Here is a 23,673-nt window from a genome sequence, read left to right on the forward strand (position 1 = left end):
TTCGAGCTGACATAGGTGTGGCTCGCCGGATCGTCGCCGACGATGATGACTGCAAGCCCGGCCTTGATGCCTTTCGCGGCTTCAAGTGCGGTATTTGCCGATTTCACGGTTTCGATTACGGAAGCGGCAACCTGCTTGCCATCGATTACAGTCGTCACGCGTCTTCTCCGCCTAGTTTCGCGCCAGTCTATTCGCCCGCGGCGGGAATGATTTCCCGATAACGCCCTATCCCGTTTAAAAGCGGCAAATGCAAGAGCAATCCTACGGACAGGCTCTCGCTTAAAGCGAGGCCTGGTAGGCGTGAAAACGATCGCGCAGGCTGGCGATCTGCGAACGCAGCACATCGACTTCGTCAGCCGCCTGCGGGACCAGCACCAACGCTGGAACCTGCGCAAGTTCAGGCGCGGGGGCAAAGACTGGAGCCTCGACAGGAACTTGGACCGGCACGTATTCGGGTTGCCGGCGGAAGAGACGCAGCAAGAAAGCCATACCGAGGCCGAGCGCCAGACCGGCAAGGGCCCCGATCAGCGAATGAACGCCGAAGCTATCGTTATCGGACGCCGGCAGCGCAAGGACGGGCTTGCGCACCGTCACCCGGCCATCACCGATGGCACCCGTCGTGGAAACCTCCTCTTCCAGGCGCGAGCGGGCTGCAGACGCCTTTTCGCGCAGTTGGGTCAGCTTGGCGAGATCGACGCCGGTATCGCGGCTCTGGGCAATCAGCGCGTTGCGACGATCGCTGAGTTGCTTGCGCGCATCCACGGCAGTCTTGGCTGCCGCACTTGCGTTCTGGGCGAGGCGCGCCAGTTCCTTGCCGATGCTATCCTTCAGACCATCGATCTCGGACTGCTGCTGCAGCAGACGCGGATGGCGCGGCCCGAGGTCCGCCGAAAGCTGCGCCATCGCGGTCTTGGCGAGCGCGTATTTGTCGCGCAGATCCTGCAGGGCGGGCGAGATCATATCCGGAGCGAGCGAGCCTTCCAATACGTCCGCGAGCTTGGCGGCCTTCAGCCTGTCGGCCAGCTCTTTGGCTGTCAGGATATTGTCGTCGGCATTCTTCAGATCGGCATCGAGCCCGGCGATCTGGCGCTGCAGTTGCGTCGCGACCTTGACGTTGCCCTCGCCGTTCTTCTGGTTGAAGGCCGTGAGCTCTGCCTGAGCCTGATCATTTTCCTTCTTCAAGGCAGTGGCCGCCTCGGCCGCCTTGCCTGCGGCGCTTCCGCCGGTCACTGCATCGGACAGGCGCATGGCGATGCGCGTCGACTTGTCGGCATCCCCTGTCGTTACCATCAGGCGGATCGTGCCAGTTCGGTCGTCGGGAATAACCGCCACGGCAGATTTCAGCGCGGCCTCTGCGCGCGATGCCGGATCGGCGGCTGCACCGCTGCCGGAAAGAAGATCGAAGGCGACGCCAAGCGCATTGGCGCTGCTACCGGCAAATTCCGGATCGCGGTCCAGCTTCAATACCGCAACAGCAGAGGTAATGACCGGTACCGACGAGAGCCTTTTGACCGTATCCCCAACGAGCGCTGCGCGGTTGCCTGCGCCTGCATCCACGGCAAGCGTCGCTTCTGCGGTGTAAAGCGCCGGTGAGGATGGCGTCAGGATGGGAGTGGCAGCGCCGCCAAACGAGAGGGCAGCCACAATGAGAGCGCTTCTTTTCCAGTCCAGGCGCCGCGCTTCGCGCGAAACAGTCGAAATGGGCGCTTTTTCGACAGGAGCAACATGATGAAGCTGGGCGAGCTGCGTCGTCGGCTCCGGCGCAGGGCGAGAGGGTTCAGAAACGGGAGCCGAGGTTATATCGTTTGCAGCCTGCAGGCGCGAACCGAGGATCGTTTCGATCCGGTCCACCAGCGGTTCAGTCTGCCGCGCTTTCGTGCGCTGTTCGTCGAGCAGCCGGCCTATGGCGCGCAGCAGTTCGGCTTCAGAAGGATGGATCTCCGGCGGAGATGGGCTCCTTTCGGCATGACTTTGCCGCTGGCCGCGCGACGAGGCGGTTGCGCGATCATGGAAACTGTTTTTCGCCCTGGAATCGTGCATTGGCGTCACATCTCATGCGCATGGTGGCCGAGTTCGCTCAACCGCGCTGACGCGGATGATTAAGCTACTCTAAATATACATGGCAAAGAAATGGTTAACCGGAGCCTGCAGAAATCTGTAATCAGCCGACTTTCTTTATCTGCTCGATTCTCTTCTGTTCGCCTGCGGTGTGCGCCGCGGCCACCCGTTCATCCGGCTGACTGAGAATACGCGCACGGCGGYTGAAGCGGTACTGGAAGACCCGGAAGAGGAAGACCGGAATACCGAGAATATAGCGGCGCCAGAGGCGTCCCGGCTCCTGAACCAGGCGGTAGGCCCATTCCAGACGCATCATGCGTACCGTCTTCGGTGCACGTGGCACAGTGCCCGAGACGAAATCGAAAAGCGCACCAACCGTCAGAACGAGACGTGCGTGATCGGCGCGGATATTCTGGTGAACCCATTTTTCCTGCAGCGGCGTGCCCATGCCGACGATGAGGATATCGAGTTTCTGGCGCTCCACCTCGGCGATAACGGGTTCGGGATCGGTCTGGTCGAAAAAGCCGTCGGAGATGACGAAGAACTCGTGCCAAGGTGCGTGCTTGGAAAAGTTCTCAGCCGCCTTCTCGACGACCGCACGCGCGCCACCGATAAGGCCGATACGGCGCGGCGTTTCCATGAAGGTCAGGAAGGCCGGCACGAAATCGGTGCCGTTCAGATTCGCGGGGAACGGCGAACCATGCGTGACCTGGGAGGCGATATTCAGGCCGATGCCGTCGGGCAGCACAAGGTTGTGCGACATGATCTGATAGTAATCATCGTCACGCAGGGCCGTCAGCATGTTGTGGGCGTTGACGAAGCAAACCACGGTCTGCCCGACGGGGATGGAAGCCAGTTCGTTGATGAAAACCAGYGCGTCGTCCCAGCCGAGATCGCAGACCGGCAGATCGAAAATCGTCCGCCGCGATGCAAGCACCGCGAAGTTTGCAATCAGATTCATTCCAACCTCCTGCCGAGGGTGCGTCATACGCCCGACATCCCGGAAAATAAGCCCACGTTTCCGCAGCGGAGGTCTTGTGACCAGCAGCGTCCTGCCTGAGGCGACCTCCCCCAACCCGTGGCGGCATCCTCCCAAGCTTGTGCCGTGTTTGTATCAGGTCGGTTTCAAACAACCCTTAGGAAAGAGCATTGGATTTTCATTCGCGTATAAGTAGTTTATTAACCAAGGCGAGAACGCAAAAACGGCGCCTTTCAGCGCCGTTTTCAGCTAACCGGTAGATGAAGATCAGTGACCGGAGGACGGAGCCGGCGTTTCGGTCGCAGGCGCAGTCTCGACGATCTTGACCGGTGCGCCGACCTTCTGCGGCTTGTTGCCGGAATTTTCCTTCACGTCTTCCTTCGGGAGATAGTCGAGCTGTTCGAGCATGACTTCGGCCACATATTCGCCACCGAGACGCTCGTTCATGCCCTTCTTGATCTCCTCGCGAAAAGCCCCTGGATCGAAGGTCTTGATGTTGGAGACATCGACCATCTTGTTGCCGACGAGCAGGCTGAACAGTTCGTCGGTCGTCATCTCCGTGATTGGCAGGTTAAGGCCCGCGATCATGTCCTTGTGCATCATGAACGAGATGCGGCCGAGGAAATAACCGTTGACCGCACCGTTGCCGATGACAGGCACGGTGATCGTCTCGCCCTTCACCAGCTCGAGCGCGCTTTGCTTGGTAGCCGATTCAACCGGCGCCGGCGCAGTCGCCGTGGTCACCGAGAAATAGACCGATGCCAACGTGACGGTGCAGACCCAGACACCGGTAAGGACGAGCTTGATCATCAGGCGTCCCGCGCGACAAACTGTTCCTGGGAATAGGTGCCGTCAGCGTCGGCATCCTGTACGGCATTCTTCAAAAGATCGGCAACCGCGCGAACCGCTTCGAGATGCGCTTCGACGCGACGGGCGTTCAGCGTAAGCTTCTTCTTGAGGCCGTGAAGCTGATCCAGATGCGAAGCGGCAAGTTCGGCCGGATCGGTATCGCGGAAGAGCATCGAGAGCTCGTACAGGCACCGGCTCTTATGCGCATTGGAGACCTTGAGATCGAACTGCGGATCGCTGCCGATCCGGGTGTTCTCATTGTCGATTATCATTTCGAGGCGCCCGAGAACGGATTTGATCCTGTATTCGTTCGAAACTATTTCCATTTTATCCTCGATTATGCGTCGCTTGTTGCGGACTTATTGTCGGCAGTCGGAGTACCGAAGGTCTTGCGCTGAAATTCGTCGATCATGCTCATCGCAGTCTTGCGGTCGTCTTCATTCGTGGAGGCGTTGACGATCTTGCCCTCCTGGCGATGCAGCTGTTCGGAATACATCTGCTTGGCAATACCGATGCCGTCGCCCTTGGCCATGACGTTGCCGAGTTGCTCGGCCATCATGCCCTTCCAGATGTCGCCCGTGGCGCCCTTGCCGAAGACATTCTCGGCATCGCTCGGCAGCATGGACTTCACGAAGTTCTGCAGAACCATGGCCTCGAACTTCCGGTAGGTTTCCGGCACTTCTTCGGTCTTGGTACGGTTCTGAATGTTGTTCAGGCCGCTCCTCTGCTTGACGTGGTCGAGAATGTCGACTGCGGAAGAAAAGCCGTTACCGCTGTCGGCCAGGCTTGTCGCAGCAAAGGCTGCGCGGTTGGCCTTGAGCTTTTCCTGGGCAGCCTGAACCTCCATGGGGTCGGCCGCCTTGACGACGTCCATCACCAGATCGCTGGGGGGTGAAATAGCCACGTTACAATCCTCTAATGTAAGATCGTGGCGATTATTATTTTTGAAGCTTGCTGGAGGCTGGCGTTGCGAATTGCTGATCGATTACGTCGTAGACGGCATTGTCATCTGCCTCGCGACGCTCTGCCTGGAGGGCATCGAGCATGTTTTCTTCAAGCCGGTCGCCCTTGGCTCGCTCGCGCGTCAGGCGCATTTCGTGCACCTGCTGCATACCAGTCAACTGCTGGTCCTTAATGCTCAGCCTGCCGAATCGGTCGGCATAGCTCTGCGAAAAAGCGCGATGGACAGGATCCAGCGACCCGAGCGCGAGAATGGCGACATCCATGGCTACATTGACGTCGGCGCGCTGGCGGCTGGTTTCTGCGAGATCATATTCCGCCATCTTTTCAAGATGCCGCTGCACCGCGACCAGACGCTTGAGCTTGTCGGAACGCTTCTTCTCGATCATCGCCCCTCACCTTCCGACATATATAGCGGCGAAGGATTGGCCGAACTGGCTGATCAGGGCTGCGATCGAGAAATAGAGCAGGAAAAGGCCGCCCATCAGCAGATAGGGCGTGGAGATGAAGTAGACCGGGATCTGCGGCGCGAGCTTGTTGATGAAGCCAATCGAGATGTTGAAGATCAGTCCATAAATCAGATAGGGGCTCGCCAGCCGCAGCATGATGTAGGTGGTCTGCTCCAGCGTATCAGTGAAGGTGATGAGCGTGGAGCGCATCTCCATCAAGCCGCCGAAGGGCATGGTCGTGTAGGAATCGATCAGCGCCCGGAACACGATATGATGAAAGTCCATGATGAAGAGAACCATCAAGCCGGTCATCGTGATGAAGGCGGTCAGGGTGATTTCCGCCGAATCTTCGACGACATCAGTCGTGCTCGGCTGCGTGTAACCAACCATCATGGAGACGATCGAGGCGGCAAATTGCAGGCCGAGCGTATAGAGCCGGGCGAGCATGCCGTACATCACTCCAATCAGCGATTCGCTGAAAATCAGGCCGATATAGGTGCCGGAACTGGTGTGAACGGACGGATAGACGGTGTCCCAAAGCACCGGCAGCACCGCAAGCGAAAGTCCGCCTGCGATGAAGACGCGCAACTGCTCCGGCACACGGGCGGAAGAAAAACCCGGAAGGGTCAGCACGCAGCCACCGATCCGGCAAAAAACCAGAAACAGCGCCAGAACTGTCCCTTGCGGGTCTGAAATCATGAAATCGAGCCCAAAATCTTGATTTCGATGCCCTTTGCCAGTTCCACATGCGAGAGGACGGGAAGCGTTGCGAAGAGTCGCTCGATGATCATGCGAACATAGGAGCGCGTTTCGGGTGACGTGACAAGGGCGAAAGGCAGGCCTCTATCCATGAATTCACGGATAACCTTCGTCGCCTGCTCGCTGAACTCTTCCAGCGTGCGGGGATCGATGTCGAATTCAACGACTTCGCCCTTTGCGTCCCGCTTGAGAGCCTGGTGGAAGGCGAGATCCCATTTGCTGCCGAGCCGCAGGACGCGCAGCACGCCGTTGTCCGCCAGGTCTCCGCAGAGCTGCTGGGCCATGCGGATGCGGACGTGCTCGACGATCTGTTCCGTCTTGCGGACATGCGGGGCAAGTTCGGCAACCGCTTCCAGAATGAGGTGCAGGTTGCGGATCGAGACGCGCTCGGCAAGAAGCAGTTTCAGCACCGCCTGCAGGCCCGAATAGGACATGTGGGACGAGCAGATCTCATCGGCCAGCTTCTTATATTCAGGGTCGAGACGATCGATCAGGATCTTCACGTCCTTGTAGGACAGAAGCTGCGGCAGGTTGTTGCGGATAACCTCGCTCATATGCGTCAGTACGACAGAGACGTTGTCGATCGGCTGGAAGCCTTCCCGCTTCAGATCCTCGGCGAAGTTTTCGAGAATTGAAACCGCCGGCATGCCGAAAGCTGGTTCGCGGATTTCGTCACCCGGAATACTCGGCTTGCGGCCGGCCCCGGTGACGACGAGGACTTCGCCGACACGCAGCAGGTTCGAGGCGACGGTCGTGCCGTGAATACGGATCTGGTACGACTTTTCGGGGATGCCGATATCATCCGTAACCTTGATTTCCGGCACGACGAAGCCGTACTGGGTCGCAAACTTCTTGCGCATCTTGCCGACGCGGAAGGCGAGTTCCTGATGGGCGCCAAGCAGGCGGGTCGAGACCATCTTGCCGAGAGCAAGCTCGATTTCAGAAGTGCGGAGAACCGACTTGACCGAGTCCTTTTCGAGCTCCTTGCTCTGGACAACCTTCTTTTCCTCGGCATCACGGCGGATCTTGTTTTCCGCTTCGACCTGACGCGGAATGAACCAGGCGCCGAAGGCGAGAAGACTGCCGAGGATCACGAAGGGGACAAACGGCAGGCCCGGCATCAGGGCCAGGACGAACATCAGCACGGCCGAGACGGAGAGCGCACGGGGATAGCCGCTCAGCTGATTGACGACCGCCTGGTCGGTGGAGCCGGTGGTGCCGCCGCGCGAGACGAGCAGGCCGGCGGCAAGCGAGACGATGAGGGCCGGCATCTGCGAGACGAGGCCGTCACCGACCGACAGCTTGACGAAGACATCGGCCGCTTCGCCGATCGGCATGCCGTGGCGGAAATAACCGATGATGATGCCGCCGAAGACGTTGATAGCGGTAATGAGAAGACCCGCAACCGCGTCACCGCGAACGAACTTCGACGCACCGTCCATGGCACCGAAGAAGGAGCTTTCTTCTTCCAGTTCCTTGCGGCGGCGCTGAGCTTCCTTCTCGTCGATGATACCGGCAGAGAGGTCGGCATCGATCGACATCTGTTTGCCGGGGATGGCATCAAGGGTGAAACGTGCGCCGACTTCCGCGATACGCGTCGCACCCTTGGTGATGACGATGAAGTTGATGGTGATGAGGATCAGGAAGACGATCAGACCGATGACGAAGTCGCCGGACATGACCAGGCTTGCGAAGCCGGCGATGACGCCGCCTGCCGCGTCGTGCCCTTCGTTGCCGTGCGAAAGGATGACTCGCGTGGTCGCGATGTTCAGCGCCAATCGCGTCATCGTCGCGATCAGAAGGATGGTTGGGAAGGACGAGAAATCGAGAGGCTTCTGGATCCACAGTGCGACCATGAGGATCAGCACCGAGAAGGCGATCGAGAATGCCAGCCCCATGTCGATCAGGAACGGCGGGATCGGCAGGAAGAGGATGCAGATGATACCGATGATGCCCAAGGCAAAACCGATATCACGGATGTTGGGAGCGACTTTCGGAAGGGGTAGTGCAGGTGGTTGCGCCATGGCGATTCCGTCTCTTCATGAGAGGAGGCGGACATCAGAGTCCGCCCAATTCGGATCGACAGTTAAATGGCGAAGCTTGCGCGAAGTTGGCTCAGAAGCCGGACTGGATGCGCGAGAAGACCAGATTGGTGAAGATGGAAACCTGCGAGCCCACGAAGGGTGCGGTAATGCCGACGGTGACCAGAACGGCAACGATCTTCGGGACGAAGGTGAGTGTCGCTTCCTGCACCTGTGTAAGCGCCTGAATGAGCGCGATCACTAGACCGACAATCATCGCTGCAGCAACCGCAGGACCCGCGCCAATGAGAACGGTCCAGATCGCAGCCTGGAACAGATCGAGTGCATCAGCTTCATTCATCGCCAGGCAACCTCATATCGCCTTGAAAGCAGTCAGTCCGGCCTTAGCCGGACTAGGATTCGTCGGTATCGTCGCTCGGTGCGTTGGTCGGCGCCGTATCCGAGATGCTGATTCCCGCCTGGACGAGAACCTTATCCCCATTCTTGAGCGTTGCAACAAGGCCGTCCGAATAAACCTTGACGGATTCGACCTGACCTGTGGTCTTGCCGTCAGCGCTTGTCATATATTTGCCGACATAGCTGCTCGCCTGGGTAAGGCTGGAACTGGTCAGCAGTGTGTCCAGCTTCGAGTTCGTCTGGATCGTCTGCTCGACCTGCGAGAAGCTCGCGAGCTGTGACATCTGCTCGCTGGCATCCATCGGATCGGTCGGATCCTGGTTCTTCATCTGCGCGACAAGCAACTGAAGGAAGTTGTCGTAGTTCAGCGTGGCCTTTTTCTGCGCGGCATTGGACGAGCCATACGTGCTGCTGCCACCGCCTACGCCCTGGGTTCCATCTACCGCCATGGTGCGATCTCCCTGCGAATCTGCTCGACCATTGTCGGGGGCAGCTCGTGATTGTTGAGAATGCCGTCTTCGATCGCGTAGAGACCGCGGATCGCCTTCAGCGCGTCGAAGGCGCGGCCCGTCGAAACGAGTGCATCGATACGCTTCAGCTCGGCGAGGATCTCCTCGTTCTTGAAGCATGTGAGCAGCATCGTGATCGACTTGCGGAACATCGCCGTCGAATGTTCCTTGCCCTCGGGATTGATGAGGATCATCTGGGCAATGAAGTAGAGCTGGCGAAGCGGCGTGGTCGCGGCTTCCGGCTGCAGCACGTGGTTTTCGAGAAGGAACGTCACATCATTCAGGAATTCCAGTGCGACCTTGCGGTCGACACGCAGGACGGCGCCGTTGATGAAGATTCTTTCTCCGGCTTTCAGAGAAATGCGAAGTGTACTTTTCATTTAAGTCCATCCCTGATGATGGTGGTAACGTCGATGATGCCCTGGTAGTTATTCGACTGACGTTTTCTAATTCTGTCGCATTCCTTCAATATCCAGATCGCAATCGAGATGAGGTTCGCCCTGAGCTCGATTTCCAACTGGTTATCGGGATGTTTCAAATCCTCGATAAAGCTGATCCACACCCTTCGCGTATAGAAGAGAGCTTCAATAGACTCCCGGCTGTACTTCTCTTTGTCGCGCGCCGCCGAAAGCAGTTCTATCGAACGTTCGAGAACCTGCCATTCTCGCTCCTTCGCGTCGGCAACCGAGTCTTGCATGACCTCGGCATAAGAGAACTGATACATTCATGCATCCTTCTTTATATTGCGCGCCTTTGCTCATCAAAGGTAGTTTACAAGACTCAACTGCTGGATCTTCGATACGATCGTGTAGGCGGTTTCGAGCTGGGTTTCCAAAGTCTTGACAAGGGTCGAGGCCTCATAGGGATCAACGCCCTGAATATCGACGAGCTTGGTCTGCATGATGTTCGACTGGGCATCGAGCGCGTCATTCGCCTTCTCGACACGCTCCTGTGACAGACCGAGCTGGCTCGCCTGGGTAACGATACCGGTAGTGGCTCTGGTCGTATAGGTGATCGCCTTTGAAGAGACTGCGCTCATTGCGTCCGTGCTAAGGCTCTGCCCCATCAGGGCAGAGGTCACCACCGTCGCCAGAGCGAAGTAACGCATGCCTTCGGAATTGGCATTGGTCGAGGACTGAACAACTTCCGAATTGCTGATACGGCTCGTCATGTTCTGGCTGGACGCCTTCGACCAGCCGGTGGTCGGATCCGTCCAGGCCGCTTCGCTGAACATCGGCTCGACCTTGGTCTCGATGAAGGTCTTCATCTCGTCGCCGGTGAGCTGGTTGACCGCCTTCGGTGTCGGCAGACCTGCCGCATAGGTATTCAGAGCTGCAACGATCGCCGCCGAAGTCGCAGTGGTTTTATCCGTTAGCGGCTGGATGTCGGTGTTGATGCCGGCAAAAAGATATTCGCCGTTCACCATCGAGTTCGACGTGTCCATCATCGTGGAAAGCGCGCTCGTGGCCGACTGGATTGCGACCGTGATGCTGCCCGGATCGTGGCTGCTCTGAAGCGCGGTCAGCTTGGACAGGAAGCTGTCGCCGGCCTTCTTCATTTTATCGAGCCCGGTTTGAGCCGATTCCATGCGGGCGTCGACGAGAGCGTTGCTCAGCTTGATCGATTTGATGCGGTCGACTTCGCGGGTAAAGTCGATGCTCTTGGCTGCGTAACCCCCAAGCGACACACCGATATCGGCGTAGGTGCCGGTGGTCGCTTCCATCGTCGCCTTCGTCATCTGGTTCTGCGCCTGACGGATCGTCAATCGCATGGCGTTTTGGATGGCCGAACTTGAAATAAATGAGCTTTTCATGGCTTAACTCGCAATATCCAGCAATGCTTTCAACATTTCATCAACGGCGTTCAAAATCTTGGTCGCCGCCTTGTAGGACTGTTCGATGTCGAGAAGGAGCGTCAGTTCCTCATCGAGATTGACGCCCGTTTCATTGGAATAAGCTTCATCGGTTCGTGCGGCGGCAGCCTGGGTGTTTTCCGCAGCCGTGGTCGCATCGCTGCGGTTCTGCTCGAGCCAGCCAATCGAATTGGTGGCGTAGCTCATGATGCTGACATTGGTGTCCAGGCCCGAATCGGTGTCGAACGGAATGCCACTGTCCATCGCCGTATAGAGGCGGTCGAGTTCTGCGGAGTAGCCACTCGAACCCGTCGTGTTCTTCGGCGGCCCACCGTTGATGTTGCCATCGCGCAGGCGCATGGGATCGCCGGCCGGAGTGCCGCTCGTTATGACACCCTTATTGATAGCAATCGTTCCAGCGATGCCATCGATGATGCCGCCACCTGGCGGAACTGGCGGAACTCCGCCAGCCGTGCCCGTTTGCGGGTCTGACCAGACGAAAAGACCGGGTGCGCCAGCTTCCTGATAGAGATTGACAAGACCACGGGCGACCTCGTCGAGCTGGCTCTGGAACTTCGGCGCGATATCGTCGCGGACTTGCAGGAGCGAAGCGAGGCTGCCCTGGGCATTGGTCGATGCGCCCGTCCCCATATTGACGGCAACGCCGTCGATATAGACCTTGTTGCCTTTCGTGCTCGCCGCATAGGACTGCGTCGGCTCGAAGCTGACCGAGCGCGGGATCGTCTCGAACAGGGTGGTGCCATCGGCCGTATAGAGCACCATATCATTGTTGGGGCGCTGAACCGTCTGTACGCCAACGATCTGATTGATCTGCTTGAGAACCTTTTCACGCTCGTCGAGTGCGCTCGAAGGATCCTCATTACCCGCCGTCGCCTTCTTGACGGCGTTGTTTGCCGTTTCGAACTGCTTCAGGAGGCTGTTCAGCGAGTCGACCTGGTTCTTGACCTGCTTGTCGGCATCGGAACGCTGCTGCTGGACGGCCTTGGAGGCATTGTTCAGCGAGGTGACGACATCCTGTGCCGCAGTGATCGCGCCTTGTGCGGCGATCAGGTCGCCAGGGGTGGCGCGGAACGTGCCGAGCTTGTCGCGGAAGGCGCGCAGCGCCACTTCCGGAGACGTCTCGTTGTTGTTGCCACCCATGATCGACTTCAGATCTTCAAGGCCGCTCAGCAGGGTCTGCTGGGAGCTATCCTGTGAGGAGGCCTTGAGATATTGTTTCAGCAGTGCATCTTCCTGTGCGCGGCTGATCTTGACCACCTGGGCGCCGTTCAGCGAGGTGGAGAGCATCGCCTGCCGGCGCACATAGTCCTTGTTGCCGGCGTTCGAGATATTGTTCGATACGATGCTGCTCTGTGCGCCCGTATTGTTGAATATGCTCTGCGCGGTGTTAAGTGCTGAAGTGAGCGACATGGCTTACCCGTTACCCTTATTAACGCTTGAGGTTGACGAGAACGTCCATGAGATCGGAACCCGTCTGGAACACCTTGGAGTTGGCGGTGTAGCTGCGCTGGGATTCGATCATTTCCGTCAGCTCGCCGGCGAGGTCGACGTTCGAGCCTTCGAGGGCGCCCGACTGGATCTTGCCCAAGCCGCTGGTCTGCGGGAAGCCGGTAACAGTCACGCCCGACTTGCCGTTGGCCGAGTAGACGTTGCCGGACATCAGCGTCAGCAGGTCCGGGCTCGGCACATTGGCGAGCGGGATCTGGAAGACGGGCTTGGTGCTGCCGTCATCGTACTTCGAGTAGACGATACCGTCGGAGTCGATGGTGATATCGACCGGCGAATTCGCGCCCTGACCGTCGACGTTGCCAGTGCCCGAGAAGTTGTCGCCAACCTGGGAGAGGTCGAGCGTCATCTTGATGGTGAGGCCCGTCTTGGGGTCGACGATGTTTGTCGTCGACGGAGCCACCGGCACCGTCATCTCGCCCTTGTCGTTGAACTGGATAGTGGTGGTGTTCACCGGACCCGACGTATAGGGGAAGGAACTCGTGCCGGTCGCTGCCTTGTCAGCATTGCGGTAGACCGCCATTTCCCACTGGGTCGTACCAGCCGCTGCCGGCGGAGATGCCGGGTTTGGAACCTTGGTGTAGTAGATGTCGTACATCACCTTACTGCCGAGCTTGTCGTAGGTGACCATCGAGTACTTCTGCGTGTCCGTGGTCGCCGTAGCGGCGTTTGCGCTCGGCAGATTGGCCGGAACAGTTACAATCTTCGCACCGGGCTTCAGATTGCCGTTCCATGTACCGTTTGCGGTCGGAACGGCTTGCAGCTTCTGGTCGCCGAGTACGTTGATCGGAACGAGGCCATCGAAACCGTTGACGACGACGGCCGGAGCCGAGGCGCCCCATGGATAACCCATGAGCGTGAAGCCGGCCGAGTTGACGAGGTTGCCGCTGTCGTCCTTCGTAAAGTCGCCGGCGCGGGTCAGGACAGGAACGCCGTCAGCGCCCTGGACGATGAAGAAGCCGTCGCCGGAAATTGCGAGGTCGTAACCGGAGGTCGTGTAGGAAATATCGCCCTGGTCGGAGACAGCCTGACGAACCGTCGTCGTCACGCCGCCCGAGTTGTAGTTGCCGGAGCCCGATGGCAGGACCAGCGACGAGAACGCGGTCGAAACAGCCTTGTAACCGCTGGTGTTCACGTTGGCGATATTATCGGAGACGGTGCTGAGGCGGTTTGCCTGCGCGTTCATCCCCGAGACTGCCGTCTTCATGCTGCCGAAAATGCTCATCTGAAAACCTCGTTTTACCTGTTAAATACAACAGTATTTGGCGGGCCTTGCGTGAAGCTGTCTGTTGCGCCGGGTCGCCGATGGAAATATTCCGGCTTTCCCGCGCGGCATGGCCCGCGCCGAAAAATCAATTCCAATCAATGCAATAGCCAAGGAAACGCTTGGAATCGACCGGGTCGACACCGAGCTTCTTGCGCAGCTTCTTGCGCAGCTTGGAGATGTGGCTTTCAACGACGTTTTCTTCGACTTCCTCGTCGAAAATGCCGTAGATCGCATTGAAGATCTGCGTCTTGGTGACACGACGACCGCGATTGGCGATCAAGTATTCCAGGATGCGACGCTCGCGACGCGGCAAAGCAAAGACCTCGCCGTGGATTTCCGGATCGCGACCGTCCGAGAAGACGCGGATCCCGCCGATGTCGGTGTAGTTTGTGATCGCCTTCAGGCGGCGACGGATTGCAGCAGCACGCGCGAGAATCTCGCGAGGATGCACCGGCTTGCGTACAACGTCGTCGACGCCGCAGTCGAAAAGCGCAAGTGTGTTTTCGAGCGACGGCTGGTCGCTGACGGCAATCACAGGCGCCATCGAGCGATCGCGTATGGCACGCGGCAACTCCATGGTGCGCTGCCCCTGACCAATCAGGAATGCCTCGACCGCGGCGATGTCCGAATCAGCCGCCGTCTGCACCCATTCGCCGAATTCACTGGGATCAAAGCCGGTTGAGGGAATGCCCTCACGGCCAAAAAGAGAAGTGTAACCATCCTTCACGAGCTCACGCTCATCAACCACTACGATCATTCGTCCGCCTCCGAATCAGTGTGGCACATCGATGATCTATGGATACGAATCGCGCGAATCAGCGGCTACTCGTGAAAGTTAATGGCGGAAATTAATAATTGATTAAGAATTGGGTGCCGATTTGATCTACATATAGTATGCCGAGCCTGTTATGCACACAAAAATTTCGTGGAAAAGTTAACGCCCGGTTAATTGCGGCTTGCAAGCGGGATTCCTGCCGGATTCCTGCCACACTCTGACACAGTTTGGTCATAATTCGGTAATTCAATTATTAATTGAATTAATTTGCGCAGAAATTGCTCGCATTGGGAGTCCACTTGCCGTAGCCGGTGGCAACGAGATTTGCGATGACGCGGCAGACATACTGCTTCTGAGCGGGGTTGTTGTTCGGCCCCGCGTGGTATCTGGCTACCGCCATGGTCCACGTCTCGTGACGGTCGTGAAGGTTGCGCAGGAACTTCGCAGCATATTCCACGTTGCGATGGGGATCGAACATTTCCTCTACGGAGCTGAAGTTCTCGCCGTGGAAATAGTGATTGATCTGCATACATCCGATATCGATGAGCTTCGCGCCGCCTCTGCTGGAGGTGTCGAATTGCCGCAATGCGGCCTGCTCGGAGGATGGAAACAGGGCCTTCCCTTCGACGTTCATCGCATATGGATAGAGCGATCCCTTGCGGCCGGTTTCCGTCAGCCCGACTGAATAGAGAATTCCTTCCGGAATGCCGTATTTGGCCGCTGCTGACTGGATTTCACGCTCACAGGCGCCGGTAGAGGCCGATGCGCTAGAGGTAAACGCTACCAGAGCGGCTGCCGCCAGCRTCGACAGCAGAAGCGTTCTCAACACCGTTGCCGCCCGCACCATTGAAGCCTCCATCCGTCTGCTGCGCTGTCTGGTTCTGGCGCTCGCGCGCCTCGCCGCCCTGGCCTTGTCCCTGCTGGGCAAGCGATTGCTGCTGGGAAGCCTGTCCCTGGCCGTTTGCCTGGCTACCGGTATCGGCTCGCTCCACAGGCGCCATGCTGATGGTCACGTTATCGACCGCATAGCCCTGGCTGCGCAACGCCTCGAGAATCTTGCCGTGATCTTCCTTGAGCTGGCGATAGGCCGCACCGGTCTCGACCTTGAGGTCGACGCTCAGCGCATCACCTGACAGGCGCATCGTGGCCGTGACGGGGCCAAGATCGATCGGGCTCATCTGGATCTTGAGGGTGTTCACCACCTTGCCGGTGCTCGTCCATTCGGCGGCGTTCGACAAAGCGGAACTCGGCTGCATGGCACGCGCCCATTCGCTGTCGCCCGAAAGTGCCGCTGTCACGTTTGCGGAATTCGGATTCTGCACGAGGCCGAGATAGCGGCGGGAGTCCAGGACGGAAACATTTTCAACGTTCGACTTTGCCGACTTCTCCGAGCCAGGCTGTTCAGTGCCGATATGCATGTCCATCGACTGACCGCGGCCATCGGCCCGGCTGATCCTGAAGGTCTTGCCCTCGACGCCTTCGGCATTCTCCGTTCCCGGCACGCGCGTGTCATCGTGATGCGTGGCAACGGCTGCCAGAGCATCCGACACATGCGCATCGCCCTTGGCGCCATTTACGCCTTCAGTTTTCGCGTCCTTTTTTCCGGCCGTCGCATCATCGGCCTTCGCCGCAGCGTGATGCGCGGATGCCTGGAGCACAGCCGCGGCGTCCCCTGGCTCCTTCTTCAGAAGGCCGAGGACATCGGTGATATCGCCGTCGCCGGCTTCAGCATCGGTGCCCGCGTCGATATCGCCATCAAGCGCGCTGGCCTTGGTGTGCTTGCCTGGCTTGCCCACTGCTTGCGCTGCGGTCTCGGCCGCCAGATCCTTGGCGTCCGGCTTGCCAAGCCCGAAGACAGCCGTGTTCTTGCCCTGGCCTTTTTCGGACTTCGCAGGCATCTTGCCGGCGTCTGCGATCGTCTCGGGCTGCACGTCCGTCTGTCCTTTGAGCGATGCGTCGTTCAAATCGATCAGCGGCTTCGAATTGCGGTTGCGCAGGTTGCGTGCCGCGGTTTCCGCGCTGCCACCCGCGGCATGCTCGTCGGACGTATCGACGGCATCCGTATCCTGATCTGCATTGGCTGCCTTGGAGAGGGCATCTGAAAAGCCGCCCTTCTGATCCGCAGCCTCGCCCTTGCCGGCCCCCCGACCGGTCTTTACGGACGCAGACGCATCCGTGCCGGGCGCTCCGCCCGAGACGCTGATATCCATCATCATCTTACTTGCCTTCCTGGGCCAGGAGACCGTCGATTTCGTCGAGCTTGGATCGATTGGTCGTCACGAACGAGGTGAATGAAGGGTCGACATCCTGGCTTCCCTTGCCAGCAGCCGCGCCTTCGATAACAGGTTCCGGAGCAGCGGCCAGCGCTCCTTCCGGTTGCGCAGCCGTGGCGGCTGCAGCCTGTTCAGAAGTGATTTCTTGATTAGTATTATTAGGGGTGGAGCCTTGTGTCAGGCTTGCCGGATCCGGAGCCCGCAATATCTGCTCGGCGACGGATCTTGCGGCGGCTTGCAGCGCCTGGTCCTGCGGCGAGAGCGACGCGCCGGATATATTGGCGATGTATTTGGCAGCCTGGTCGATATTGTCGGTGGGGACGTTCGCCATGCCGTTGTAAAAATCGGCGAGCGGTCCGAAGGGATTTTCCGTCCCCTCGCCCAACGATTGGACGCGCTGGGCGGCCATGCGCGCGAGATCGGGCTTTCCGGCGATCGCGGCGGCGCGCGCGACGCGCAGATAGACCTCTCGCTGCCGCGGCGCATCCATGAAGGACAGGATATCGACCACCGTCTGCGGATTGACATCATGATCATGGCTGACGATCAGCTTCACGAAGAGATCGGCAAACTGGCTGGCATAGGGCGAATGAAGAAAGCGGCGGACATAGCGCTGCGAATAGGCAAGCCCCTTGTCGACCTGCCCGGTTTCGACGCAAATGGCGACCGAGCGGCGCAACGCCGCCTCCTCCACGATGGTGCCGGGTGCATTGAGCCGCGCCCTGTCATACAGCGTAAGGGCATCCACTGGTTTCGTGGCGATCAGTACATTGCCGCCGATCAGCGCCAGATAGGGGCCGATCTTCTTGCCTTCATATTCCTTGGCCGTTTCTTCCAGCGTCTTGGAGACAAGCAGGCCCTTGCCGCTTAGATATTTCCGCAACACGTCGGTGACGCGATTGTCGAAGTAGCCATTGACGTCATGGGCGACGAGATATTCCAGCGTCTGAGGATTGCCCCCGCTCATCACGTAGATCAGCGCGGCATCGACATTGCGATCGTCATCGTAGACGGACGGATCGACGTTGCGCAGACGCTGATCGATCTTGCCGAGCATGAAGCGCTGCATTTCACCGGCGGAATGATCGCCTGCTACAACCGAGTCCTGAACGAACTGCAGAGAGCGCAGCATCTTGTATGGCGCGAGATCGTCCGCATCCGCGGCATGACCGACGGCAGGCGACATCATCGCCAGGCCGAAGACCGCATATCTGAAATAGCGATGCTGCCTGCGCGTCATGCGACTATCCTTGATTTGCCTGCACGAGTATCTCGATCCGGCGGTTTGACGCGTTGAAGGGGTCCTCGGGCAACTTCAGGCGACGGTCAGCGAAGCCGGAAACCTGGGAAATGCGCTTCTCATCGAGGCCGCCGCGAACGAGCATGTAGTAAGCGCTCTGGGCACGGTCCATCGAGAGACGCCAGTTCTCGTTGAGATCGCCCTTGAATTTCCGGCCGTCCGTATGGCCACGGACGGCGACGGCGCCGCCCCTCTGCTTCAGGATCGCGCCGATCTTCTGCATCGCGAGCACCATCTCCTGGCGCGGCACTGCAGAGCCGATGTTGAACATGGAGTCGTCGTTCTGGTCGGAAATGCTCACCAGCAGGCCACCCTCGGACGCCGTCACCGTCAGGCCCTCGGCGAGCTTGCCGGCGACGCCCGCGATCTGCTGGGCAATCTCTTGCTGCAGTTCCTCGGCCTGCTGCTTCTCTTCGGCTTGCTTGGCCTCTTCCTTTTTGTCGGCGTCCTTGGTCTTGTCCGCCTGCTTGTCTTTGGTCTTATCCGCCTTCTTGTCCGCCTGCTTCTCTGTCGAAGCGGCGACGGCAGCGCTGTTGGGGTCCTTGCTCAGCAGAGTGGAGGGCTGGCTATTTTCGGCCTTGGCGAGTTCATTCGGCTTGGCCTGCGAATCGAGCGGCGAAGGCTGCTGCGGCTTGCCGGCGGTGGTAACTTCGACCTGCTTGGTCCAGAAATCCGGATCGAAGGGGTCGCGGTAGGCTTCGCCGCCATCGGCACCAGTAGCCGGGCCTGAATCCGCCGCACCGCCGTCACCCTTGGCGCTAACATTTGCCTGCTGGCCAACTTCCTGGGCGATCTCGGCGAGAACGGAATAAGGGTTCTCGAAGAAATCGGCTTCCGAATAATTGGTCTTGTCACCCGAGGTCGAGGTCTGGTCCTCACCGTCAGCGGCAGACTTGCCCTGGTTCGGATTCTCTTCCTTATTCTTCGACTTTTCCTGGTTCTGCTCGCCCTCGGCTTGGTCGACGGGCTTCTTCAAGCCTTTTTCGGTCGGCTTTTCGTCGGAAAGCTTGATCGGATTAAAATAGGTCGCGATCGAGGCCTTGGTTTCTTCGTTGGCGGCGTTGACGAGCCACATGACGAGGAAGAAGGCCATCATTGCCGTCATGAAGTCGGCATAGGCAATTTTCCACGCACCGCCATGAGCGCCGTCGTGATCCCCACCGCCATGTTTCTTGACGATGATGATCTCGTTCTTACCGTGGTGATGGTTTTCGCCGTCGCTCATTCGGACACTTTCTTCAAGCTGGCCGCCCAGGCGGAGATGCGGGTAACGAGCACAGTTTCGCCAATCTCGGCAGCAAGGTCGATGTCATCAGCCTCATGATGGCGGACCAATGCCGCATGCTCTGCGAGTTCATCCTTGAGGATATCGAAAAGCTTGGCCGGACCGCGCACGATGATTGGGGCGGCCGCGCCGTCGAGGATCGCCTCGCGCAGCAGGACGGCAAGATTTTCCGTTGCTTTTTTCGAGAGCGCTTCAGTCATGATCGGTGTGATGGCTGAAGCGGTCATTTCGCTGACGAGCGTGGCAATCTCTTCGGCCATGTCACGGATACGGGAAGCAATTACCGCAGCCGCTTCGATCTCGTAGCGAAGTTTCAGCTCCTCGATCTCACGGACATGAGCTTCGGCCGCCGTTTGGGCTTCGCCTTCGTATTTTTCGGTCAGTTCCACGGTCGCAGCCGCAAAGCCTTCGGAATAAGCCTCGCGCCGCTCCGCCTCGACGTCGATTTCGGGTTCCGGCGGCAGTTCCGCAAATGTGGAGGTGGTTTCTGCGGCGAAATCATCAACATCGATGATCGGTGCCGAGGGACCCGGCTCACCGAAATCCTTCAAATACCGGGAAAGCATAATGCTCATAAAAAACCGTCCAGTATTCGGGAGGCACGCGGCATGCCCCCGCTTGAAAAATGACCATCGTCCTTGTCGGCATGCCGTTCCGATTCGGGAGAGGCCCAGAGCCTGTCGCCGGCATGGATTCGGACGTTGCCTTCATGCCGGAAACTAGAAACCCAAACTTGCGCGAGGATGAATGGCGCCGCCCTCGCACCGATCATTATTCGAGCAGGATAAGAATCTTGCTGGCGGATGCGTTCAGAATGGAGATCGCTTCAACGGCCATCTGTTTCTGGGTTTCGATAGCCTTCTGGCGGGTCGAGGCCTCGTCCATATCGGTGTCGACCAAGGCGCCAACGCTCTTATCGACAGCGTCAGACAGGTCTGCGGTATAGTCGATCTGATCGTCGATGCGGGCTTTCATGATACCGATCCCTGCTGCCGAATTGGTAAGCTGCTTGAGCATGGAGTCCGTGGCCGTCAGCATATCCGTGAGCTGCGAGTCGGTGGTCGACTTGCCGATGGAGATTTCCGTGCCGGTCGCGGGCGTCGCGGAGTTAACGTTCAGCAGATAGTAATTGCGGACCGGCGTGCCGTCAGCATTGCCATTGACCGCCTTGGTAAACAGGCCGCCATTGGCATTGTTCCTGTCGATCAGGATGGTCTGGGACGACGGAAAGTCGATGGTCTGCGCCTGATATTCGCCTGTCGGGGCGCGCACGAAGCTGCCGATGATCTTCCACTGCGGGGGTGCCGCAGGCTCGCCGTTCAACAGCCAGTTTTCGCCAGCGAACGACGTTCCCTCGACCATCGTCTGGAGCTGGTTCTTGTATTCGGTGATTTCCGCATTGATCTTGTCCTTGTCGGCGCCGGGCTCACGCGCAGCAACCAGCTTGGCTCTGAGATCGCCGAGGAGATCGATGGCCGAATTCATCGCCGTATAGGTCGCATCAACCTTTGCGGCGCCGAGGCCAAGGGCATCGCCAATGGTGCCTAGATTGGTACTGTCAGCGCGCATGACGCTCGCGATCGACCAATAGGTCGCATCGTCGGCCGCGGTGGCGACCCGCTTCGCCGTAGAAATCTGCTGCTGTACGTCGGTTGATTCTTTAGTGATGCTGCGCAGCACTGCAAGCGCACTCACCGCGGCCGCGTTGGTAATCTTGACGGTCATCGACATGGTCTCGGAAAGGTGATGGGATCAGGCCGGTTTTGCCGGCAGCGACTGAACTGGCTTCATGCCGCCGGCGGGTCCCCCACACCGGTGCGTCGCAAACAAATCAACTCCTGGTAAGGTTAACCCGATATCAACGATTTTCGCAAGAGCGCAAACAGGATTAAAACAGCAACATCGCTGTCCTTGCAAGTAATTGAAATAAAAGAAAAACCGCGCCGTTTCGGCGCGGTTTCCAGGTTGCCGCAAATTGGCGACACAAGGTTTGATCCAGCTTCAACCGCTGGCTTAGCTGCGGAAGAGCGTGAGGACGTTCTGAGCGCTGGAGTTAGCAATCGAGAGCGACTGGATCGCGAGTTGCTGTTGCGTCTGTAGTGCCGTGAGCCTGCTCGATTCCTCTTCCATGTCGGCGTCCACGAGGCGGCCGACACCCGAGTCGATCGAGTCACCGAGGGCGGCGACGAAGGTTTCCTGCAGCTCGATGCGGTTGGAAATGGAGCCGAGCTGAGAAGCTGCCTTCGTCATCGCCTCCAGGCCCGATTCGATTGCTGTCAGTGCCATAGCGATTTCCGTCTGACCAAAGGAGGTGATGTTCATGGTGTAGATCGACCCGATCGTGCCGTTGGCGCTGCCGATAACGCCGGTGCTCGAATCGATGGTTCCGGTCGTGGTCATGCCGAACAGCACGTTACCGTTGGAAGCCGCGTTCAGGACATAATCGGTCGTCTTGACCGAGACATTGCCGTTGCCGTCGCGGACGAAGGTGGAAACGACGCTCTTGGTCGAGTTGCCTGCAACCCAGTTCTCACCGGAGAAGGAAGCCGACTGGGAGATGCTCATGAGCTGAGCCTGGAGCTGGGCGATTTCTTCCTGGACCTTGGTCTTGTCGACACCCTTTTCAGTTGCTGCGACGATCTTGGATTTGATCTCGCTGACGACGTCGATGGCATTGTCCATGGCGGTGTAGGCCGTATCGACCTTGGCAGCGCCGAGGCCGAGGGCGTCGGAAACGGCCGAGAGGGCCTTGTTGTCCGAACGCATGGTCGTCGCGATGGACCAATAGGCTGCGTTATCTGCTGCCTTTTCAACGCGATAGCCGGAAGATACGCGACCTTGAGTATCCTGAAGATTGTTGCTGATACCCCGGAGGGTCTGGAGGGCGGCCATAGCCGCGACGTTCGTCAAAATGCTTGTCATGAAATGATTGCCCCTTGCTGGCAGACATTAAAAAAAGGGACATTCCGGAATAGCGACCGGGAACGACGATCAGCCTTCATGCCTGTTAACCCGTTCTTAAATTTGGTTAACTCGCCGTCTCGTTGAGACGCAGATGACAGCAATATGGTTAATCAATCGTTAACGGAAATTAAAAAAAGCCGCGCTCCATGGAAGCGCGGCTTGATTTCGATAGAACCCGCCGGTTACCCGGCGGGCTATATTTCGCGATCCTATTAGCCGCGGAAGAGCGACAGGATGTTCTGCGAAGAGGAGTTGGCRATCGAGAGMGACTGGATCGCGAGCTGCTGCTGCGTCTGCAGGGCAGAGAGCTTGGAGGACTCTTCTTCCATGTTGGCGTCGACCAGGCGRCCGAYACCGGAGTCGAKCGAGTCRCYSAGMGCGYTGACGAAGTCGTCCTGCATGGTGATGCGGGTSGWGATCGAACCGAGCTTTGCACCGGCAGAGGTCATCGCCTTCAGAGCGTTTTCGACGTTGGTCAGAGCAAGGCCGAGTTCGGCCTGACCGAAGGACGTGATGTCGAGCGAGTAGACCGAGCCGATCGTACCGCTGGTCGTGCCGAGGATGCCCGAGGTGGTTTSGAKCGCACCGGTCGTGGTCATGCCGAACAGAACGTTGCCGTTCGATGCGGTGGACAGGGCRTAGTCGGTCATCTTGACGGAAACGCCGTTCGAACCATCGCGAACGAAGGAGGAAACGACGCTCTTSGTGCYGKTGRCACCGGCAACCCAGTTTTCACCGGAGAAGGAAGCCGACTGAGCRATGCTCACCAGCTGGTCCTGAAGCTGGTCGATTTCTTCCTGGACCTTCTTCTTGTCGACGCCGTTTTCAGTTGCGGCAACGATCTTCGCCTTGATTTCGCCGACGACGTCGATGGCGCTGTCCATGGCGGTGTAGGCAGTGTCAACCTTTGCGGCACCGAGGCCGAGCGCGTCGGAAACGGCCGAGAGGGCCTTGTTGTCCGAACGCATGGTCGTTGCGATCGACCAGTAGGCAGCGTTGTCGGAAGCCTTGCCGATGCGGAAACCGGAGGAAACGTGATCCTGGGTCTTGTTGAGGCCCTGGTTGATGCCACGCAGCGTCTGGAGAGCTGCCATTGCAGCGTTATTGGTGTTGATGCTCGTCATAGTTTGCTTGCCCCTTTTGGCAGATGTTAGGAAGGGACATTCCGGATTTGGGCCGGCCCACAGCGATCAGCATCATGCCTGTTAACCATTCTCGTTAAGGTTAACTCGCCGTTTCGATGGGCCTAGAAAACAGCAAGATGGTTAAGGAAAGCTAAATTCCAAAATGAAATTTCATAAAAAAATCTGAGACTTAGAAGCGTTTCCGTTAACCTTATATTAAAATATTCGAGGCCGGGAGTTACCCGGCCTCGAGACTTTTCGCGATGTGGCTGAACCGCTCTTAGCGGAAGAGCGACAGGATGTTC

The 23,673-nt window shown here is 58.5% G+C and carries 25 protein-coding genes; all 25 read right to left on the minus strand.

Going from position 1 to position 23,673, the window contains the following annotated elements:
• Nucleotides 1-158: tetrahydrofolate dehydrogenase/cyclohydrolase catalytic domain-containing protein (locus tag AC1D35_RS29760; protein WP_477941502.1), on the minus strand; the 158-nt coding region annotated here is incomplete at its 3' end.
• Nucleotides 159-279: 121 nt separating this feature from the next.
• Nucleotides 280-2,040, minus strand: coding sequence for a GumC domain-containing protein (locus tag AC1D35_RS29765; RefSeq protein ID WP_113311560.1), 1,761 nt, complete (start codon nucleotides 2,038-2,040; stop codon nucleotides 280-282).
• Between the two features lie 121 nt (nucleotides 2,041-2,161).
• A complete protein-coding gene (locus AC1D35_RS29770; RefSeq protein ID WP_477941491.1) occupies nucleotides 2,162-3,019 on the minus strand; it encodes a WecB/TagA/CpsF family glycosyltransferase in 858 nt (285 codons plus the stop codon).
• A 285-nt stretch (nucleotides 3,020-3,304) separates the two neighbouring features.
• The gene (locus AC1D35_RS29775) at nucleotides 3,305-3,847 is read right to left on the minus strand and encodes a hypothetical protein (RefSeq protein WP_477941492.1); all 543 of its coding nucleotides are present in this window, start codon (nucleotides 3,845-3,847) and stop codon (nucleotides 3,305-3,307) included.
• Entirely contained in the window at nucleotides 3,847-4,212 is a 366-nt protein-coding gene (locus AC1D35_RS29780) for a hypothetical protein (protein ID WP_113300728.1), read from the minus strand. Before AC1D35_RS29780 ends, AC1D35_RS29775 begins: the two co-directional genes overlap by 1 nt.
• Nucleotides 4,213-4,223: 11 nt before the next feature.
• On the minus strand, nucleotides 4,224-4,790 hold the full coding sequence (locus AC1D35_RS29785) for a rod-binding protein (RefSeq protein ID WP_113300729.1): 567 nt from the start codon (nucleotides 4,788-4,790) through the stop codon (nucleotides 4,224-4,226).
• Nucleotides 4,791-4,824: 34 nt separating this feature from the next.
• A complete protein-coding gene (locus AC1D35_RS29790) occupies nucleotides 4,825-5,235 on the minus strand; it encodes a hypothetical protein (RefSeq protein ID WP_113300730.1) in 411 nt (136 codons plus the stop codon).
• A 6-nt stretch (nucleotides 5,236-5,241) separates the two neighbouring features.
• Nucleotides 5,242-5,994 (minus strand): flagellar biosynthetic protein FliR, encoded by a 753-nt coding sequence (gene fliR / locus AC1D35_RS29795; RefSeq protein ID WP_113300731.1) that lies wholly within the window; start codon nucleotides 5,992-5,994, stop codon nucleotides 5,242-5,244.
• The gene (flhA, locus tag AC1D35_RS29800; protein WP_113300732.1) at nucleotides 5,991-8,078 is read right to left on the minus strand and encodes a flagellar biosynthesis protein FlhA; all 2,088 of its coding nucleotides are present in this window, start codon (nucleotides 8,076-8,078) and stop codon (nucleotides 5,991-5,993) included. Before flhA ends, fliR begins: the two co-directional genes overlap by 4 nt.
• 91 nt (nucleotides 8,079-8,169) lie before the next feature.
• Nucleotides 8,170-8,436 carry a flagellar biosynthesis protein FliQ gene (gene fliQ, locus AC1D35_RS29805; RefSeq protein WP_113300733.1) on the minus strand — a complete coding sequence of 89 codons (267 nt, stop codon included), beginning with the start codon at nucleotides 8,434-8,436 and terminating at the stop codon, nucleotides 8,170-8,172.
• Between the two features lie 52 nt (nucleotides 8,437-8,488).
• Nucleotides 8,489-8,941, minus strand: coding sequence for a flagellar hook assembly protein FlgD (flgD, locus tag AC1D35_RS29810; protein ID WP_113300734.1), 453 nt, complete (start codon nucleotides 8,939-8,941; stop codon nucleotides 8,489-8,491).
• Nucleotides 8,932-9,381 (minus strand): flagellar biosynthesis repressor FlbT, encoded by a 450-nt coding sequence (gene flbT / locus AC1D35_RS29815; RefSeq protein WP_113300735.1) that lies wholly within the window; start codon nucleotides 9,379-9,381, stop codon nucleotides 8,932-8,934. Before flbT ends, flgD begins: the two co-directional genes overlap by 10 nt.
• Complete coding sequence (flaF, locus tag AC1D35_RS29820) at nucleotides 9,378-9,725, minus strand: flagellar biosynthesis regulator FlaF (protein ID WP_113300736.1); 348 nt, start codon at nucleotides 9,723-9,725, stop codon at nucleotides 9,378-9,380. Before flaF ends, flbT begins: the two co-directional genes overlap by 4 nt.
• Nucleotides 9,726-9,761: 36 nt before the next feature.
• Nucleotides 9,762-10,814, minus strand: coding sequence for a flagellar hook-associated family protein (locus tag AC1D35_RS29825; RefSeq protein WP_113300737.1), 1,053 nt, complete (start codon nucleotides 10,812-10,814; stop codon nucleotides 9,762-9,764).
• A gap of 3 nt (nucleotides 10,815-10,817) precedes the next feature.
• Complete coding sequence (gene flgK / locus AC1D35_RS29830) at nucleotides 10,818-12,284, minus strand: flagellar hook-associated protein FlgK (protein ID WP_113311563.1); 1,467 nt, start codon at nucleotides 12,282-12,284, stop codon at nucleotides 10,818-10,820.
• 19 nt (nucleotides 12,285-12,303) lie between these two features.
• Complete coding sequence (locus AC1D35_RS29835; protein WP_113311564.1) at nucleotides 12,304-13,605, minus strand: flagellar hook protein FlgE; 1,302 nt, start codon at nucleotides 13,603-13,605, stop codon at nucleotides 12,304-12,306.
• A 127-nt stretch (nucleotides 13,606-13,732) separates the two neighbouring features.
• Nucleotides 13,733-14,404, minus strand: a complete 672-nt coding sequence (gene rem, locus AC1D35_RS29840; protein ID WP_113300740.1) for a transcriptional activator Rem — start codon at nucleotides 14,402-14,404, stop codon at nucleotides 13,733-13,735.
• A 280-nt stretch (nucleotides 14,405-14,684) separates the two neighbouring features.
• Nucleotides 14,685-15,248: a lytic transglycosylase domain-containing protein gene (locus AC1D35_RS29845; protein WP_477941505.1), complete on the minus strand. Its 564-nt coding sequence runs from the start codon at nucleotides 15,246-15,248 to the stop codon at nucleotides 14,685-14,687.
• A complete protein-coding gene (fliK, locus tag AC1D35_RS29850) occupies nucleotides 15,190-16,635 on the minus strand; it encodes a flagellar hook-length control protein FliK (protein WP_113311574.1) in 1,446 nt (481 codons plus the stop codon). Before fliK ends, AC1D35_RS29845 begins: the two co-directional genes overlap by 59 nt.
• Nucleotides 16,636-16,639: 4 nt before the next feature.
• Nucleotides 16,640-17,935 (minus strand): chemotaxis protein MotC, encoded by a 1,296-nt coding sequence (motC, locus tag AC1D35_RS29855; protein WP_113311565.1) that lies wholly within the window; start codon nucleotides 17,933-17,935, stop codon nucleotides 16,640-16,642.
• A 4-nt stretch (nucleotides 17,936-17,939) separates the two neighbouring features.
• Nucleotides 17,940-19,220, minus strand: a complete 1,281-nt coding sequence (locus AC1D35_RS29860) for a MotB family protein (RefSeq protein WP_113311566.1) — start codon at nucleotides 19,218-19,220, stop codon at nucleotides 17,940-17,942.
• Nucleotides 19,217-19,855, minus strand: coding sequence for a hypothetical protein (locus tag AC1D35_RS29865; protein ID WP_113311567.1), 639 nt, complete (start codon nucleotides 19,853-19,855; stop codon nucleotides 19,217-19,219). Before AC1D35_RS29865 ends, AC1D35_RS29860 begins: the two co-directional genes overlap by 4 nt.
• Before the next feature lie 196 nt (nucleotides 19,856-20,051).
• Nucleotides 20,052-21,005 carry a flagellin N-terminal helical domain-containing protein gene (locus AC1D35_RS29870; protein ID WP_113300751.1) on the minus strand — a complete coding sequence of 318 codons (954 nt, stop codon included), beginning with the start codon at nucleotides 21,003-21,005 and terminating at the stop codon, nucleotides 20,052-20,054.
• 288 nt (nucleotides 21,006-21,293) lie between these two features.
• The gene (locus tag AC1D35_RS29875; protein ID WP_113300745.1) at nucleotides 21,294-22,202 is read right to left on the minus strand and encodes a flagellin N-terminal helical domain-containing protein; all 909 of its coding nucleotides are present in this window, start codon (nucleotides 22,200-22,202) and stop codon (nucleotides 21,294-21,296) included.
• Nucleotides 22,203-22,456: 254 nt separating this feature from the next.
• The gene (locus AC1D35_RS29880; RefSeq protein ID WP_477941501.1) at nucleotides 22,457-23,368 is read right to left on the minus strand and encodes a flagellin N-terminal helical domain-containing protein; all 912 of its coding nucleotides are present in this window, start codon (nucleotides 23,366-23,368) and stop codon (nucleotides 22,457-22,459) included.
• Between the last annotated feature and the right edge of the window lie 305 nt (nucleotides 23,369-23,673).

The sequence above is a fragment of the Rhizobium sp. P1_E6 genome (assembly GCF_056405875.1).

Coding starts and splice junctions, on each gene's coding strand:
- flgD (WP_113300734.1), bottom strand. CDS start 8,941: ATGGCGGTAGATGGAACCCAGGGCGTAGGCGGTGGCAGCAGCACGTAT.
- flbT (WP_113300735.1), bottom strand. CDS start 9,381: ATGAAAAGTACACTTCGCATTTCTCTGAAAGCCGGAGAAAGAATCTTC.
- flaF (WP_113300736.1), bottom strand. CDS start 9,725: ATGTATCAGTTCTCTTATGCCGAGGTCATGCAAGACTCGGTTGCCGAC.
- AC1D35_RS29780 (WP_113300728.1), bottom strand. CDS start 4,212: ATGGAAATAGTTTCGAACGAATACAGGATCAAATCCGTTCTCGGGCGC.
- AC1D35_RS29860 (WP_113311566.1), bottom strand. CDS start 19,220: ATGAGCGACGGCGAAAACCATCACCACGGTAAGAACGAGATCATCATC.
- AC1D35_RS29875 (WP_113300745.1), bottom strand. CDS start 22,202: ATGACAAGCATTTTGACGAACGTCGCGGCTATGGCCGCCCTCCAGACC.
- AC1D35_RS29825 (WP_113300737.1), bottom strand. CDS start 10,814: ATGAAAAGCTCATTTATTTCAAGTTCGGCCATCCAAAACGCCATGCGA.
- AC1D35_RS29790 (WP_113300730.1), bottom strand. CDS start 5,235: ATGATCGAGAAGAAGCGTTCCGACAAGCTCAAGCGTCTGGTCGCGGTG.
- fliQ (WP_113300733.1), bottom strand. CDS start 8,436: ATGAATGAAGCTGATGCACTCGATCTGTTCCAGGCTGCGATCTGGACC.
- AC1D35_RS29835 (WP_113311564.1), bottom strand. CDS start 13,605: ATGAGCATTTTCGGCAGCATGAAGACGGCAGTCTCGGGGATGAACGCG.
- flgK (WP_113311563.1), bottom strand. CDS start 12,284: ATGTCGCTCACTTCAGCACTTAACACCGCGCAGAGCATATTCAACAAT.
- AC1D35_RS29765 (WP_113311560.1), bottom strand. CDS start 2,040: ATGCACGATTCCAGGGCGAAAAACAGTTTCCATGATCGCGCAACCGCC.
- flhA (WP_113300732.1), bottom strand. CDS start 8,078: ATGGCGCAACCACCTGCACTACCCCTTCCGAAAGTCGCTCCCAACATC.
- fliR (WP_113300731.1), bottom strand. CDS start 5,994: ATGATTTCAGACCCGCAAGGGACAGTTCTGGCGCTGTTTCTGGTTTTT.
- AC1D35_RS29870 (WP_113300751.1), bottom strand. CDS start 21,005: ATGACCGTCAAGATTACCAACGCGGCCGCGGTGAGTGCGCTTGCAGTG.
- motC (WP_113311565.1), bottom strand. CDS start 17,935: ATGACGCGCAGGCAGCATCGCTATTTCAGATATGCGGTCTTCGGCCTG.
- rem (WP_113300740.1), bottom strand. CDS start 14,404: ATGATCGTAGTGGTTGATGAGCGTGAGCTCGTGAAGGATGGTTACACT.
- AC1D35_RS29865 (WP_113311567.1), bottom strand. CDS start 19,855: ATGAGCATTATGCTTTCCCGGTATTTGAAGGATTTCGGTGAGCCGGGT.
- AC1D35_RS29775 (WP_477941492.1), bottom strand. CDS start 3,847: ATGATCAAGCTCGTCCTTACCGGTGTCTGGGTCTGCACCGTCACGTTG.